Annotated in this window: 11 protein-coding genes, 1 tRNA gene and 1 pseudogene; 3 read left to right on the top strand and 10 right to left on the bottom strand. The window is 63.2% G+C overall.

Features of this window, described 5'->3' with window-relative positions; translation table 11 throughout:
• Positions 1–70: 70 nt before the first annotated feature.
• A pseudogene (locus NFV80_RS00820) lies at positions 71–187 on the bottom strand (addiction module toxin RelE); the annotation flags it as partial.
• Positions 188–362: 175 nt separating this feature from the next.
• Between NFV80_RS00820 and NFV80_RS00815 the strand changes: the two are divergent.
• On the top strand, positions 363–1,334 hold the full coding sequence (locus NFV80_RS00815) for a hypothetical protein (RefSeq protein WP_295324465.1): 972 nt from the start codon (positions 363–365) through the stop codon (positions 1,332–1,334).
• A gap of 444 nt (positions 1,335–1,778) precedes the next feature.
• On the opposite strand, the gene NFV80_RS00810 is transcribed toward NFV80_RS00815, so the two are convergent.
• The 7 genes from NFV80_RS00810 to dapC form a co-directional block, all read right to left on the bottom strand.
• A tRNA-Arg gene (locus NFV80_RS00810) sits at positions 1,779–1,855 on the bottom strand.
• A gap of 114 nt (positions 1,856–1,969) precedes the next feature.
• On the bottom strand, positions 1,970–4,603 hold the full coding sequence (gene pepN, locus NFV80_RS00805) for an aminopeptidase N (protein WP_296757508.1): 2,634 nt from the start codon (positions 4,601–4,603) through the stop codon (positions 1,970–1,972).
• 75 nt (positions 4,604–4,678) lie between these two features.
• On the bottom strand, positions 4,679–5,572 hold the full coding sequence (gene prmB, locus NFV80_RS00800) for a 50S ribosomal protein L3 N(5)-glutamine methyltransferase (protein WP_296757506.1): 894 nt from the start codon (positions 5,570–5,572) through the stop codon (positions 4,679–4,681).
• Positions 5,565–6,725: a succinyl-diaminopimelate desuccinylase gene (gene dapE / locus NFV80_RS00795; protein ID WP_296757503.1), complete on the bottom strand. Its 1,161-nt coding sequence runs from the start codon at positions 6,723–6,725 to the stop codon at positions 5,565–5,567. Before dapE ends, prmB begins: the two co-directional genes overlap by 8 nt.
• A 13-nt stretch (positions 6,726–6,738) precedes the next feature.
• Positions 6,739–7,920, bottom strand: a complete 1,182-nt coding sequence (locus NFV80_RS00790; RefSeq protein WP_295324474.1) for a PilT/PilU family type 4a pilus ATPase — start codon at positions 7,918–7,920, stop codon at positions 6,739–6,741.
• Between the two features lie 35 nt (positions 7,921–7,955).
• Positions 7,956–8,777: a 2,3,4,5-tetrahydropyridine-2,6-dicarboxylate N-succinyltransferase gene (dapD, locus tag NFV80_RS00785; RefSeq protein WP_295324477.1), complete on the bottom strand. Its 822-nt coding sequence runs from the start codon at positions 8,775–8,777 to the stop codon at positions 7,956–7,958.
• Between the two features lie 11 nt (positions 8,778–8,788).
• A complete protein-coding gene (gene dapC, locus NFV80_RS00780; RefSeq protein WP_296757510.1) occupies positions 8,789–9,988 on the bottom strand; it encodes a succinyldiaminopimelate transaminase in 1,200 nt (399 codons plus the stop codon).
• Between the two features lie 431 nt (positions 9,989–10,419).
• Here dapC and NFV80_RS00775 point away from each other — a divergent pair, with 431 nt between their 5' ends.
• Entirely contained in the window at positions 10,420–11,319 is a 900-nt protein-coding gene (locus NFV80_RS00775; RefSeq protein ID WP_295324480.1) for a DMT family transporter, read from the top strand.
• Positions 11,320–11,362: 43 nt separating this feature from the next.
• On the opposite strand, the gene NFV80_RS00770 is transcribed toward NFV80_RS00775, so the two are convergent.
• Positions 11,363–12,070 carry a UPF0149 family protein gene (locus tag NFV80_RS00770; protein ID WP_295324482.1) on the bottom strand — a complete coding sequence of 236 codons (708 nt, stop codon included), beginning with the start codon at positions 12,068–12,070 and terminating at the stop codon, positions 11,363–11,365.
• Positions 12,071–12,074: 4 nt separating this feature from the next.
• Positions 12,075–12,494, bottom strand: a complete 420-nt coding sequence (queF, locus tag NFV80_RS00765) for a preQ(1) synthase (RefSeq protein WP_295324485.1) — start codon at positions 12,492–12,494, stop codon at positions 12,075–12,077.
• Positions 12,495–12,675: 181 nt separating this feature from the next.
• On the opposite strand from queF, the gene smc reads away from it, so the two are divergent.
• Positions 12,676–16,179: a chromosome segregation protein SMC gene (gene smc, locus NFV80_RS00760; protein WP_296757498.1), complete on the top strand. Its 3,504-nt coding sequence runs from the start codon at positions 12,676–12,678 to the stop codon at positions 16,177–16,179.
• The last annotated feature ends 1 nt before the right edge of the window (position 16,180 follow it).

Here is a 16,180-nt window from a genome sequence, read left to right as displayed (position 1 = left end):
CTCCTCAAAGTATGCCAATCGCAGCATGAGTCCAGGCGACAACTAGCTTGACATTTACCGCCTCCGCGCAGACGCGCAGGAAAGCCTCGCGATCTTCGTCATCCTCGAAGATCGCTTCCCGCCGGTCGCCCCGGGAGGTGACGTGGTACAGGGCACCGGCAAACTCGATGCGCAGGGGTCTGACCATGTCGGGAGTCTGGCGGGTTTTCTGGAATGTCCCATGCGACGATTGACCCTATGCGGACATTAGAATTGGCCCCATACATACAAGAAGAGTGCGACCCCTGACCCGAGCGCTCGGCTTCCCGACGTGGAGCGCAATTTAGCGCGGATTGAGGTCAATTGATCAGCGAAGCCCTAGGATGAATGAAGAACTGAAATTGCTTAGCTGCGCTACCTTGGAAGAGCGAAGGGGGTTGGCAGCGCTGTTGGGGAGCAAGTCTTCCACACCTGAGGGAATTCTTTTTTCCATTCAACAGGCATCTCAATCACTTCTCGGTCGGATGTTCAGTTCAGATCCGACCTACCGAGACATCGTTCTCCAGTGCCTGGAGAAGCTCGGCGTCACCTCCAGCAGGAGCGAGCCAATTTCTATTCTTGAAGCCAAATTGGTGCATAAGGTACTCGGCGACACATGGAGCCGTTTGACTCCAGTGCAGCGCGAGAAGATGCAACAGGAAATGTCTAACGCGGCTGCATTGGAAGGAATAGACAGAGGACGACTTGCATCCCTTGGCCCAATCGCCGCCCTATCCGCTGCTCAATTGTCCGGCTTTGGCATCTATCTTTTTGCGACAACTGCATTGTCAGTGACTGGGGTTGTAGGTATCACACTTCCATTTGCAGCCTACACGGCAATGACTTCCGCCATATCGGTGGTAATTGGCCCCGTTGGGTGGATAGGTGCAGGGTTATTCGCCATTTGGAGGCTAACCGGTCCCGACTACAAGAAGCTCATTCCTGCTGTACTGATGATTGCAGCTCTTCGGGACAAATACTCTCCAAGAACGCCGCCCCGGAAGAATGGAAACGTTGGTTGGCTACGATGGGTTATCGTGGGCATTGGTGTTATTGGATTTGCAATTTGGCAGTTACCCAGCTCTCCACCAACCCCGGCAGCCTCCAATCCGGCGACTGCCGCCGCCAAACCGTCCATCGGAGATCAGAATGCTGGAACCGGAACACACATGCCGCAGCAAGCATCAAGACCTCCAGATAGACAAAGTAAGCCAAGAGCAGCAGTCGCGTCGTCCGTTATTGGAAAGAGGGATATGAGACATTGCTTGAATTTAGCGACCAATGCTGAGATTGCGCGTTGTGCCTCGCGGCAATGACGGCTCTTTGTCTCCACATGGAGCACTAGGCCGAACTTTGCAGGCGGGCGAGTGCAGGTTAGGGGTCACCGACTAGCCGGCCCCGGTCAATAGGGCGACCAAATCTTTTCGCACCGGGGGATAGGGCTCAGTTCTCCCATGATTGCGGGGCAAGGGGTCAATTCTCGCATGATTGCATGGAATGCTGAAATCATGCGAGAACCCCCAAATCTGCGTATGAAGGTATCAGCTTGTGTTCGATCCAGTCTTGCGGGGCAGCGCAAGAGCTTGACGGGCAAGTCTCGGCCTGATCAGGTACGCTGTAACCAATTTGGTTCTTGGAGTCATGGGTTACGCAGTAACGGCTTGCTTCGGCTACAAGGTATCACTCTGCCGCATGTGTCACCGGTGGCCCAATTAAGCACGTAGGCCAATCCGAAGATTGGCCTACGTTATTGATTCTATTGGCACGCCCGGAGCGATTCGAACGCCCGACCCCTTGGTTCGTAGCCAAGTACTCTATCCAGCTGAGCTACGGGCGCCTTGCCGTGTCTGAGGCAGCGATTATACCGAGCCGCTTGACCCCGCTCAAGCACTATTTGTCCGATCGGGGAGGGATGAGATCTGGTCGGGCTTGCGACGGGTGTTGGTCAGTGCTATTCCAGGGCACGTCCAACGATTTCCAGCACGTCGGACGACAGGCCTTGCGCGCACCGCAAGCCTTCGAGTGCCGATCGTGCGTGCGCCTGCCGACCGGAGTCGAACTTGCGCCAGCGGTCGAAACGTCGCGCGAGACGCGCGGCAACCTGCGGGTTTATGCGATCGAGTCGCTCGATTTGCCCGGCGAGGAAGCGGTAACCGCTACCGTCGGCGGCGTGGAAGCGCACGTGGTTTGCGCCGAAGGTATTGATCAGCGCGTAAACCTTGTTCGGATTGTGCAGATCGAACGCCGCGTGATTCAGCAGACCCTGCACGACCGCCAACGTCGCCGGCAGACGGCTCGCGGCCTGCACCGACAGCCACTTGTCCATCACCAACGCTTCGTCCTGCCAGCGTTCGTAGAAAGCGGCAAGCGCCTGGACACGTTCGGTACAGTCGCGTTGCGCCAGGGTGGCCAAGGCGGCGAACTGGTCGCTCATGTTGTCGGCTGAATCGAACTGACGCATCGCCATAGCCTCGTTGCCATCGAGTTCGCCAAGGTAGCCGAGACAAAGGTTGCGCAGGGCGCGTCGACCAGCGTCGGACGGTGTTGGTCGGTAGGGCCCCTTGCTCGCCAGGGATTCGTAGCAATGTCGCCACTCATTTGCCAGTTGCTCGGCGAGGAAACGGCGCAGGCCGTTGCGCGCCGCGTGCAGTGCGTCCGGGTCGACGATGGCGATTTCCTCGGCGAGAGTGGCTTCTCCTGGCAAGGTCAGCACTTCCGCTGCGTAAGCCGGGTCTTTCGCTGCGTCGGCCAGCACCTGCGCGGCAGCTGCGGCGAAGCTTTGCGGCCACTCGGCCGGGCGACCGGCGGTGATTTCTGCGGCGGCCGTCAGAATCAGCCGGCTGGCCAGGCGTTGTCCCGCCTCCCAGCGATTGAAAGGGTCGCTGTCGTGGGCGAGAAGATGATTGAGGTCTTCGTCGCTCCATTCGTACTCGAGTATCACCGGTGCCGAAAAATCGCGCAGGAGCGAGGGCACCGGTGCTGCCGGCAGATCTACGAAAACGAAGCGCTGTTCGGAGGAAGTCAGCGAGAGGATGCGGGTCGTCTCGTGGCCGTCGGCAGACGGATCGTCGACGAACCGCAGGGGCAGATCGGTTCCGTCCGGAGCGAGCAGCCCGATCGCCACGGGAATGTGGAATGGCTGGCCGTGGGCACAAACCGTCGGCTGCGACTGCGACAGCGTGAAGACGTAGCGCCGGGTGTCCGGATCGTAGCGGCCGCTTGCCCGTATCCGGGGGGTCCCCGCCTGACCGTACCAGCGCTGGAACTGTGACAGGTCAACCCCCGAGGCGTCGGCCATCGCGGCGACGAAGTCGTCACAGGTGACCGCCTGGCCATCGTGGCGTTCGAAGTAGAGGTCCATGCCTCTGCGGAACGCCGGTTGCCCGATCAGCGTTCGTATCATGCGGACCACCTCGGCCCCCTTTTCGTACACGGTGCTGGTGTAGAAGTTGTTGATCTCGATGTACGAATCGGGACGAACGGGGTGCGCCATCGGGCCGGCGTCCTCGGGAAACTGCATCGCGCGCAGGGTGCGTACGTCGCGGATGCGAGTGAGCGCGCGGCCGTGCATGGCGGCGCCAAATTCCTGATCGCGGAAAACGGTCAGACCCTCCTTGAGCGAGAGCTGGAACCAGTCGCGGCAGGTGACGCGGTTGCCGGTCCAGTTGTGGAAGTACTCGTGCGCGACGACGCGGTCGATATTCTGGTAATCAGCGTCAGTGGCGGTGTCGGAACGCGCGAGAACGTACTTGGTGTTGAAAATGTTGAGCCCCTTGTTCTCCATCGCCCCCATGTTGAAGTCGCCGACCGCGACGATCATGTAGTGGTCGAGGTCGCATTCGAGACCGAAGACTTCCTCGTCCCAGCGCATCGCGCGCTTGAGCGCGTCCATGGCGTGGGCGCACTGATCGAGCTTGCCCGGTTCGACATATACGGCAAGCTGGACACCGCGCCCGCTCCCGGTCGTGAAACGGTCGCACAGCACGTCGAGGCGTGCGGCGACCAGCGCGAACAGGTAGCAAGGCTTGCGGAAAGGATCTTCCCAGCGCGCCCAGTGACGGCCACTTCCTTCGTCACCGCTGCCGACCGGGTTGCCGTTCGCCAGCAGGACAGGCAGGCTGGCCTTGTCGGCGTGCAGTGTCACGACGTAGCGCGACATGATGTCCGGCCGGTCCGGGAACCAGGTGATCCGGCGGAAACCCTGTGCCTCGCACTGGGTGAAATAGCCGTCCTGCGAACGATAGAGGCCAGACAGGCTGGTATTGTGATCGGGATCGATCCGCACCAGCGTACGCAGGGTCAAGGATTCCGGCGGATCGACGATGGTCAGCAGGGTGTCGCTACAACGGTAGCGGTCATCGGCGACGACCTTGCCGTCGATCATCAGAGACAGCGTTTCGAGCCCGTGGCCGTCGAGTTGCAGTGACTGTCCGGCAGCGGCCGCCGGATTGCGTCGCAACTGCAGTTCGCTGCTGACCAGCACCTCGCCGGCGTGGAACTGCACATCGAGGTTTACCTGATCCACCAGGAAAGGCGGTGGCGTGTAATCCTGGCGGCGGATGATCTGCGCGGTGTCCCTTGTCATTGAGGTGTCCCTATTGCCTGTTGGCTCCGTTGGCAGCAGCCATGTAGATTCGCCGGGAATGTGGCGAGCGCCGCCTCACGGCACTTCGTCGCGGTGCAGCAGGAAGACGTATTGGTCTCCGCCGCTGGTGTCCAGCCAGGTGAAGGGCGTGCTGGGGAAGGCCGCTTCCAGTGCGTCGCGGTTGTGGCCAATCTCGACGACCAGCAGACCATCCGGCTGCAGATGCGCACGCGCTGCGGCGAGGATCGCGCGCGTCAGATCGAGCCCATCTTCGCCGCTGGCGAGCGCGATCTCGGGTTCGCAGCGGTATTCGTCGGGCAGGGTGTCCATCGACTCGGCATTGACGTAAGGCGGGTTGGCCAGGATCAGGTCGTAACGCCGGCTGCCGAGTCCGGCGAACAGGTCTCCTTCGACAAGGCGGACGCGCGCCGCGAGATCGTAGTCGGCGACGTTGCGCCGAGCGACGGCAAGCGCGTCGGACGAGATGTCGACGGCGTCCACGTCGGCCGCAGGAAAGGCGTGCGCCGCGAGAATCGCGAGGCAAGCCGAGCCGGTGCAGAGGTCGAGAACGCTCGTCACCCGGTCCGGGTCGTCGATCCATGGCGCCAGTTGTTCGCGCAGCAGTTCGGCGATGAACGAGCGTGGAACGATCACCCGCTGATCGACGTAGAAGCGAAATTCTCCCAGCCAGGCTTCGTTGGTCAGATAGGCGACCGGCAACCTTTCTTCGATGCGGCGTCGGATGAGATACAGAAGGTCGGCACGTTCGTCGCTGGTCAGTCTGGCGTCGAGAAAGGGTTCGAGCCGAGAAGGCGGAAGATGCAGCCGTTGCAACAGCAGGTAGACGGCCTCGTCCCAGGCGTTGTCGATGCCATGGCCGAAAAACAGCCCGGCTTCGTGGTAGCGGCTGACGGCGAACCGCAACAAATCACGCAGCGTCAACAGCTCGTCCCGTGCCTGCTCAAACATCGGCTGGCAACAGCTCTTCGAGGATGCGCCGGTAGATCGCGGCCAGTCGCGGCAGGGCGGCGACTTCGACGCATTCGTTGACCTTGTGGATGCTGGCATTGACCGGCCCGATCTCGAGCACCTGCGGGCAGATCTCGGCGATGAAGCGACCGTCCGAAGTGCCGCCGCTGGTCGACAGCTCGGGCTCGCAGCCGGTTTCGGCACGGATTGCCCGCAGGGCAGCATCGATCAGGGCGCCGCGACCCGTGAGGAAGGGCCGGGCAGCCAGCGTCCAGTCGATGTGGTAATCCAGACCATGCCGTGCGAGCAAGGTGCACAGTCTTTCTTGCAAGTCTTGCGGACGACTGGCGGTGCCGAAACGAAAGTTGAAGTCGATCACGACGCTGCCGGGAATCACGTTTCCGGCGCCGGTTCCGGCGTGGATGTTGGAGACTTGCCAGGTGGTCGGCGGGAAAAACTCGTTGCCCTCGTCCCAGACGGTGGTCGCCAGTTCGGCGATTGCCGGCGCCGCCAGATGGATCGGGTTTTTCGCTAGGTGCGGGTAGGCGATGTGGCCCTGGATCCCGTGGATCGCGAGCTTTCCGCTGAGCGATCCACGCCGTCCGTTCTTGACGATATCACCGAGCGTGTCGACCGCAGTCGGCTCACCGACGACGCAGTAGTCGATCGATTCGCCGCGCCGACGCAGCGTATCAATGACGACCACGGTGCCATCGATGGCGTCGCCTTCTTCGTCCGAGGTCAGCAGGAAGGCGAGCGAGCCGTGATGACGCGGATGATCGGCGACAAAAGCCTCGCTTGCCGTCACGAAAGCAGCCAGCGACGATTTCATGTCGGCGGCGCCCCTCCCGTAGAGCAGACCGTCCCGCTCGACAGGCACGAACGGGTCGCTATCCCATTGTTCGAGTGGTCCGCTCGGGACGACGTCGGTGTGCCCGGCGAAACAGACCAGGGGACGCTGCTCACCGCGCCGTGCCCAGAGGTTGGTCACGCCGCCACGGTTGATGAACTCACAGGCGAAGCCGATCGCCGTCAGGCGGCTGGCGATGATTTCCAGGCAACCAGCGTCTTCGGGCGTGACCGAGCGGCGGGCGATCAACTGTCCGGCCAGCGCCCGCGTGGCATCACCAGCGAAACTGCGGTCAGCCGACATCTTCTCTCTTCGCCTAGCCGCCTGATGCTTCGTCAAGGTGGATCATGAATTCCTTGTACGAAGGGCTGCCGGGATTGGTGAGCGCGAGATCGAACAGCGGCGACTGCGGAGCCTGGTTGGCTTGCGGCTTCTCGACGGCGCCGGAGTTGTTGATCAGCCAGGAAAGATTGGTTGGCGAGTCGGCATTGAGCATTGCCTCCTGCAGGGTGATCACCTCCGCGCGATAGAGACGGACGAGATCCTGTTCGAAGGTCTGTGATCCGGGCACCAGACTCTGTTCCATCGCTTCCTTGAGGGCGGGGATGTCGCCACGCTCGATCAGCTCCTGCACGTGATAGCTGTTGAGCAGCACTTCGACCGTTGGCGTTTGCTGGCCATCCTGCTTGCGCACCAGCCTTTGCGAAACGATGGCCTTCAAGCTCACGGAGAGGTCCATGTACAGCGCCGGCCGGTTTTCGATCGGGAAGAAGTTGATGATCCGGTTGAGTGCGTGGTAGCTGTTGTTGGCGTGCAGCGTTCCCAGACAGAGGTGGCCGGTCTGCGCATAGGCCAGCGCCGCCTGCATGGTCTCGACGTCACGGATTTCGCCGATCAGGATGCAGTCGGGCGCTTGCCGCATGGCGTTCTTCAAGGCATGCTCCCAGCCCAGCGTATCGAGTCCGATTTCGCGCTGGTTGACCAGCGATTTCTTGTGTTTGAACAGATATTCGATCGGATCCTCGATGGTGAGGATGTGGCCTGTGCAGTTCGCATTGCGATGATCGAGCATCGCCGCCAGCGTCGTCGATTTTCCTGAACCGGTCGAACCGACGATCAGCACCAGCCCGCGCCTTTCCATTACCAGATCGGCCAGCACGGACGGCAGACCGAGCGTATCGAGTGGCGGGATGTTGCCGGCTACGTAACGCACGACGATCGATATCGAGCGTCGCTGGCGGAACAGATTGATCCGGAAGTTGCCAAGCCTGTTCACTCCGAAGGAGAGGTTCATCTCCTTGTTCTTTTCGAAGGCCGCAGCCTGTTCGGCGCTCATCAGCTCGGAGGCGATCTTCTCGATCATCGCCGGCTCCATGACTTGCTGATTGACGGGCACCGAGTTGCCCAGGATCTTGATGTGAATCGGCGCGCCGGCAGTGATGAAGATGTCCGACGCCTGCCGGTCGGCCATCACCTGAAAGAGCTTGTCGAGGATCATTCCGGCGTTTGTACGGGGCGCTGGTCAGCGGTTGCTCAGTCGCCGCGCAACAAGTCGTTGATGCTCGTCTTGGCACGGGTTCCGGCATCGACCTTCTTGACGATCACTGCGCAATAGAGGCTGTAGCTGCCGTCGCCGGCAGGCAGGTTGCCGGCGACAACGACGGATCCCGGTGGCACGCGGCCATAGCTGACGGTACCAGTTTCGCGGTCGTAAATCTTGGTCGACTGGCCGAGATAGACCCCCATGGAAATTACCGAGCCGGCACCGACGATCACTCCCTCGACGACCTCCGAGCGCGCGCCGATGAAGCAGTCATCCTCGATGATCGTCGGGTTGGCCTGCAGCGGTTCGAGCACGCCGCCGATTCCGACTCCGCCCGAGAGGTGCACGTTCCTGCCGATCTGGGCACAGGAACCGACCGTCGCCCAGGTATCGACCATCGTGCCTTCATCGACATAAGCGCCGATGTTGACGTACGAAGGCATGAGTACCACGTTCCTGCCGATGAAGGCGCCACGGCGAGCGGTGGCCGGCGGCACGACGCGGAATCCGCCCTGGGCGAATTTCTCGTTGTCGTAGTTGGCAAACTTGTTCGGTACCTTGTCGAAATAGCGCATGGCGCCACTCTCGACCAGGGTGTTTTCCTGCAGCCGGAAAGACAGCAGCACGGCCTTCTTGATCCATTGATGGGTGACCCAGTCGCCGTCGATTCTCTCGGCGACACGCAGGCTGCCCTCGTCAAGCCGGTCGAGGACCTCGCTCACGGCTTCGCGGATGGCTGTCGGCGCCTGCCCGGGCTGGAGTGAACCGCGGTTTTCCCACGCCTCGTCGATGATTTGCTGGATGGCCTGCATGGCTTGCTTCCCTAGGATTTCGAGATGAATGAACGGATTCGCCCGGCGGCTTCGACGCAGTCTGCGAGCGGCGCAACGAGGGCGATGCGCAGATAGCCGGCGCCGGGATTGACCCCCTGCGCGGTGCGCGCCAGGTAGCTTCCGGGTAGGAGGACCACATTATAAGCGGCGAGCAGTTCGCGGGCGAAGTCGCTGTCGCTGCCCTCGCTACCCGCCCAAAGATAGAAACCGGCGTCGGGCATCGACGTCGCCAGCACGTCGGCGAGCAGCGGCGTCACCGCGGCGAATTTTTCCCGGTACTGACGGCGATTTTCGCGCACGTGCTCCTCGTCGTTCCAGGCCGCGATGCTCGCCGCCTGGACCGCCGGGCTCATCGCGCTGCCGTGATACGTCCGGTAGAGCAGGAACTGCTTGAGCGCCGCGGCGTCGCCGGCGACGAATCCGGAACGCATGCCCGGCACGTTGGATCGCTTGGAAAGGCTGGAGAACATGACCAGGCGCTGCCAATCGCGACCGAGTTGGTTGGCGGCCTGCAGACAGCCAAGCGGCGGATGGGCTTCATCGAAGAAGATCTCCGAGTAGCATTCGTCGGAGGCGATCACGAAGCCGTAGCGGTCGGCGAGAGCAAAGAGCTGTCGCCAGTCGGCGAGGTTCAGCACCTTGCCGGTCGGGTTGCCCGGCGAACAGACGAAGAAAAGCTGCACCCTGCGCCACTCGGCTTCGCTCAGCGCCGTGAAGTCGAAAGCGTAATCATTGCCGGGCACGGTATTCAGGAAGCGCGGCTCGGCACCGGCGAGATAGGCGGCGCCTTCGTAAATCTGGTAGAAGGGGTTGGGACAGACGACCAGCGGCGTGTATCCCCGTGCCGGATCGATGACCGTCTGGGCAAAGGCAAACAAGGCCTCGCGCGAGCCATTGACCGGAATCACCTGCGTTTCCGGGTCGATGGCATGCAGGCCGTAGCGGCGTTGCAGCCAGGCTGCGATGCTCTGTCGCAATTCGCTGCTGCCGAGTGTCGTCGGATAGCTCGCCAGGCCTGCCAGAGCGCCAGTCAAGGCCTCCCTGATGAACACCGGGGTTGCGTGTTGGGGCTCGCCGATCGACAATCTGATCTCGCGGTACTGCGGATTCGGCGTGACGCCGGCGAAGAGCTGTCGCAACTTCTCGAAAGGATACGGTTGCAGCTTGCTGAGGTGGGGGTTCACGGGCAGGCGCGTGTCGTGGCGGGACGCTGGATTATAAGGGGCTTCGCGCGACGGCAAAAGGCTGGCGGGCAGTCGCGCGCGATGCCGGCGGAACGGTTCGCGCGAGCAGGACGACCCTGCCCACATCGCGCTCGCCCGGGTTCTTGCCCGAACGCCGCGAATCGTACCGATTTCGGGAACCACCAGGCCGTACCACCGGGACGAGAACCTGTGCGCGGTCTCGGTCGAACGGAAGCCAGAGGATCACCGCGACGTCGACGGCGTCTGTGCTCGGATCACGTTCCAGCGAGCTCTCGACCCGGAGCATCGCGAGCGGCGGACGGAGCGTCGAGCGAGACTGCCAAACCAGGTGCCAGTCGATGCGCGGCGATCGGTTCGGAGTCTGTCGATCCGCCGCGCTGCCGCGTATGCCGCGTGACCAGCGGCAGCGAACGATCGTGAAAGGCATTGTGCCGCGCAGTGCTGCCCGCCAGGATCGCCGGGCGATTGCCGCCCTGCTCGGCGGTGCGCTGATCTGGGGACTGATCTGGTATCCCTATCGGGTCTTGCGCGATGGCGGGATCGATGGCATCGCAGCAACGACGATCAGCTATGCTGTCGCTTTGCTGTTCGGCTTGCTGCACTTGCGGCATTCACCGGAACGCCTCTCGCCTTCGTGGTCCTTGCTCGGGCTGGCGCTGGCCGCTGGCGTGTGCAACCTGGGCTATGTTCTGGCGACGCTCGGCGGCGAGGTGATGCGTGTGCTCCTGCTCTTCTACCTGGCGCCCTTGTGGACCGTCGCGCTTTCCCGAATATTGCTCGGTGAGCGCATCCGTACGGCCGGCGCGCTGGTCGTCGCGCTGTCGCTGAGCGGAGCAGCCATCATGCTCTGGCACCCGCATCTGGGCCTGCCGTTGCCGCAGGACACTGCCGACTGGCTTGGTCTGCTCGCAGGATTTTCCTTTGCCCTGTTCAACGTCCTCTCGCGGCGCGCGCAGCACCTGTGCATCGAACACAAGGTGCTGGCTGCGATCTCCGGTGTCGTGGCGATCGGCGTCGTGCTCCTGCTGGCTGGCATCGGCGGCAGGCAGCTGGCGACCACTCCGGCGCTCTGGCTGCTGCTCGTGCTGATCGGCGGCATCCTGCTGCTGGCCAATCGCATCGTCCAGTTCGGGCTGGAACGGGTAGCGGCCAATCGTGCGATCGTCATCATGCTCAGCGAACTCGGTTTCGCTGCCATCGCCGCATGGCTGCTGGCCGGAGAGACCCCGACCGCGCGTGGCTGGCTGGGCGGAGCGTTGATCGTTGCGGCCAGCCTGTGCGCGGCCTGGATGGAGACGGGCGACGCGCTGGAATGACGGACGAATGCAGCGTGGCGGTGCCGGCCCGATCACGGATCGGTCAGTCCGGCCCCAGTCCGCAGCACTTCTTGAACTTTCTGCCGCTGCCGCACGGGCAGGGCTCGTTGCGCCCCACTTTGGGTTGCGCACGGCGAAAGGTTCCGACGCTGCGCCGCGCGAGCCAGAAATGGAAGATGTTGCGCACCGTTTCTGGCAGTCTGTCTTCGCATTCCTCGCGCATGCGCTCGAGCTCGCTTGCCGAGAGCCACTCCTCGCCGGCCGCTCTGGCTGCCGCTTCGGCGTCGCCGGTAAGCAGGAACAGCGGGAAGAGTTGTTCGTCGAGGTAGGCGATCTCTTCGCTGTCTTCCTTGTCGTCGTCGGCGCCGAGCGCTTCGAACCAGTCCACGGCTGCCGAATCGATGCCGTGCAGATACGCCTGGCACCAGGGGACGTAGTCGCTCGGCGAGTTCTCTTCGTCGTCCTGGGCGTAAAGCAGCAGCAGCGGTGGCTCGCTGCCGGCGAGCTCGCTCTGCAGTTGTGCTGCAAGTTGGCGCAACAGGTCGGCTGCTTCACGCCGGCCTTCGCCGCCATCGCCTTCCGCGCTGCCGAGCACTTGGTCAAGCCATTGCTCTTCGGGGGTCGGTTGTGGGCCAGTGAGCGCCGCACAGAGATAGCCCTGCGCCTCGTCGAGGCGCATCGCCTGCTGCAGGTCGGGGTCGTCGAGCAATTGCTCGAGGCGCAGCAGTTGCCGGTCGGTGAGTGGAGTCATTCGCTCAGCCCCGGGTGTTCGACTGGCTGCCGAAAGCGGCGAGCTGTACCAGCGGTGCCGGCGTCCATCCCGGCTGCCGGTGTTCGGCGACGACCGTGGTGAAGATGCCGCCGCGCACGTAGAAGCGGGCGGTCAGGCGCATGTAGCGTGGCTGGGTGGCGCCGGCCAGATCGTCGAGGATGCGGTTGGTGACATCTTCGTGAAAGCAGCCGCTGTTGCGGAACGACCAGATGTAGAGTTTGAGACTCTTCAACTCGATGCACGTCTGTTCGGGGATGTAGTCGAGGAGCAGAGTCGCGAAGTCGGGCTGCCCGGTTTTCGGACACAGGCAGGTGAATTCCGGGATCTCCATGTGGATGTGATAATCCCGATGCGGAGCCGGATTGGGGAAGGTTTCGAGCGTTTCGGCCGGCTGTGTGTTCATTGTTCTTCCGAGTGTTGTCCGGGGGGAAACGAATCGGGCAGGCGGAATGCTATTATAAGCGTTTCCAATGGCATTCCGCAGGAATATCTCGGGGTCGTCTGCGGCTTGATCTGCCGGGTGACGCCCGCTCGACACCATGCTCTTACCGATCGCCCCCGACACGGCCGCGGCGCTCTAGTTGATGCGCCTGACCAAACTGAAACTCGCCGGCTTCAAGTCCTTCGTCGATCCGACGACGATCGCCCTGCCTGGCCAGCTCGTTGGCGTCGTCGGCCCGAATGGCTGCGGCAAGTCCAACGTGATCGATTCCGTGCGTTGGGTGCTCGGCGAATCGAAAGCCTCGGAACTGCGCGGCGAATCGATGCAGGACGTGATTTTCAATGGATCGGGAGGGCGCAAGCCGGTCTCGCGGGCTGCCGTCGAACTGGTTTTCGACAATTCGCTCGGTCGTCTGGCGGGGCAGTGGTCGCAGTACGCCGAGCTCTCGGTCAAGCGGTTGCTTACCCGCAACGGACAGTCCGAGTACTACATCAACAACCTGCATGTCCGTCGCAAGGATGTGACCGACCTCTTCCTGGGCACCGGCCTCGGTCCGCGCGCCTACGCGATCATTGGCCAGGGAACCATTTCGCGGATCATCGAGGCCAAGCCCGACGAATTGCGTGTGTTTCTCGAAGAGGCTGCCGGCGTCACCCGCTACAAGGAAAGGCGCCGGGAAACCGAGAACCGACTGGCCGACACGCGCGAGAACCTGGCCCGAGTCGAGGACATCCGCCTCGAACTCGCGGCGCAGATGGAACGTCTCGAAGGGCAGGCGGGCGTTGCCCGCCAGTATCGCGCGTATACCGACGAACTGACGCGCAAGCAGCAGTTGCTCTGGCTGATGCGGCGCAATGAGGCGCAACTCGAGCGTGAGCGTCTGGCGCGCGAGGTCGATCAGGCAGGCGTCGAACTCGAACGACGCAACGCTGCGCTGCGGGATCTCGAAGCGCAACTCGAGCAGGCGCGCGAAGCGCATTTCGCCGCCAGCGACGGGGTGCATTCGGCGCAGGGCGACCTGTTCGCTGCCAATGCCGAAGTGGCACGCCTGGAAGCAGAAATTCGCCATCGCCGCGAATCGCGACGCGAGTACGAAACGCGGTTGGCGCAGTTGACCGGCGATCGTGCGCACTGGCAGGAGCAGGCAGTGCGCCTGGCAAGCGACGACGAACGCTGGCAGGGTCTGTCGGCGCTTGCCGATGAGCGCGTCGAGCAGGGACTGTGGCGCCGTGAAGCTTGCCTGGAACGCTTGCCGCTGGCCGAGGAGAGGCACGCTGCCGCGCTCGCAGCAGTCAATCGACAGCGCGGCGAAATTGCCCAGGTGGAACAACGGCTGCACGTCGAGCAGGCGAATCGTGGGCACGCGCAGCGTTCGCTGCAGATCGTCAGCAGTCGCCGTGACCGGCTGGCGGTCGAACGTCAGGCGCTGCCCGTGCCGGATGATGGCGAACTGGTCGACCGGCAGGAGGAACTGGCCGAGTTGCGCGAGCGCATCGGCGCAGCACGCGAAAGGCAGCAGGAGCAGCAACTGGAGCTGCCGCGCCTGGAACAGCAGCGGCGCGCATTGCTGGGCGAAGTCCAGCACGCGCAGAAGGAGCGCGCCGAGGCCAGCGCTCGCCGTAGCGCGCTACAGCAACTGCAGCAGCGCCTGCAGGTCGACGGCAAGCTCGACGATTGGCTGCGCCGGCATCGTCTGCAACATGGCGAACCGCTGTGGAAATCGCTGCACGTCGAAGCCGGCTGGGAAAATGCGGTCGAAGCCATCCTCCGCGAGCGCCTGGCAGCGCTGCCCGCCGACCGTGCCGACCCGGCATGGAGCAGGGATCGGCCGGCCGGCAAACTGACCCTGTTGCTGCCACTGCCCGGCGCCGGCGCGCCAACGCTGGTCGAAGAACCTCTGCTGGCAAAAATCCGCTGCGACGATTCGGCGTGGGCGGCGATTCTTGCCGAGTGGCTGGGCGAGGTACTGAGTGCTCCCGATCTGGCCAGCGCTCTGGCGCGTCGCAGCGAGTTGCCGGCGAGCGCCTGCTGTGTCACCCCCGCTGGCGACATCGTCACTCGCCAGAGCATCACGCTGTTCGCCCCGGACAGCGTCGGGCATGGACTGCTCGAGCGCCAGCGCGAAATCGACTCTCTGGCGGAGGTGATTGCCGCACGGGAAGAAAGCGTTGCCGAGGTGCAGGGCGCTCTCGGCGAAGCCGAAGCGCGTCTTGCCGAAGCTCAGCAGGCGCTGCACGACTCGCAGCAGCAACTGGCTGGCCTGCAGGATCGCGCGCACGCCCTCCAGGTGGAAACGCTGAAACTGACGCAGGCACGCGAACGTTTCCGTGAGCGGCAGGCGCAAATCGACGCCAGTCTGGCCGAGATGGTGGTCGAGGAGGAGAGCGAGAGCGAGCGACTGCTGCTCGCCGAGGAGGCGATCGACCTGCAGCGTGCACAGCTCGTGGAACTGCAAACGGGGATGGACACCGCGCTCGCCTCGTTCGAGCAGAGCGAACGCGCGTTGCGCGACGAGCGCGAGCAGGTCAACAGCGCCGAACGTGAACTGCGTGAGGCAGAGTTCTCACAACGCGAATGCCGCAACAAGCGGCAGGAGCTGGCGAGCAATCGCGAGCTTGCGCGCCGGCAGCTCGAACGTATCGAGGAGGAACTGGCGCGTTGCGAAGAAAGTGCTGCGGCGTTGCACGCGGAAGACCTCGAACCTCGCCTGCAGGAAGCGCTCGACCATCGCGTCGGCCGTGAACATGCGCTGGCGCATGCGCGCGACGCCCTGGAGGCGGCGGCGAACGCCTTGCGTGCGTTCGACGAGGAGCGTCTGAAGGTTGAGCAGAGCCTCGACCCGCTGCGCGACCGGATCGGCGAACTCAGGCTCAAGGAGCAGGCGGCAGCCCTCGGTTGCGAACAGCTTGCGGCGCAGTTGCGCGAGGCGAACGCCGACGAATCGTCGCTGGCGAGCGAGCTGACGGGAGTGCGCGCGCCCGGGCTGCAAACCGCGATTGTTGCGTTGCAGCGCTCGATTGAGGCTCTCGGCGCGGTCAACCTGGCGGCGCTCGACGAACTCGAGGCGGCGCGCGAACGCAAGGGTTATCTCGATGCGCAGTCGGAAGACCTGACGCAGGCGATGGCAACGCTGGAGAATGCGATTCGCCGGATAGACCGGGAAACCCGGGACCTGCTGCAGAGCACCTACGACTCCGTCAACCGCAGTTTCGGCGAACTGTTTCCGGTCCTCTTCGGCGGCGGCGAGGCGCGCCTGATCATGACCGGCGAGGAGATTCTCGATGCCGGCCTGCAGGTCATTGCGCAACCGCCGGGCAAGAAGAACTCGACGATTCATCTGTTGTCTGGCGGCGAGAAGGCGCTGACGGCGATCGCGCTGGTGTTCTCGATGTTTCAGCTCAATCCGGCCCCCTTCTGTCTGCTTGACGAAGTGGACGCGCCGCTTGACGATACCAACACCGAGCGTTTCTGCGCGATGGTGCGGCGGATGTCGACCCACACGCAGTTTCTGTTCATCAGCCACAACAAGATCACGATGGAGATGGCGCAGCAGCTCGTCGGGGTGACCATGCAGGAATCCGGCGTTTCGCGCATCGTCGAAGTCGATATGGAAGAAGCGCTGCGCTTGCGCGAGCAACTCGTTTAGG

This window comes from Accumulibacter sp., from assembly GCF_023806565.1.
GTDB lineage: Bacteria > Pseudomonadota > Gammaproteobacteria > Burkholderiales > Rhodocyclaceae > Accumulibacter.
This window is presented reverse-complemented; position numbering and strand designations above follow the sequence as displayed.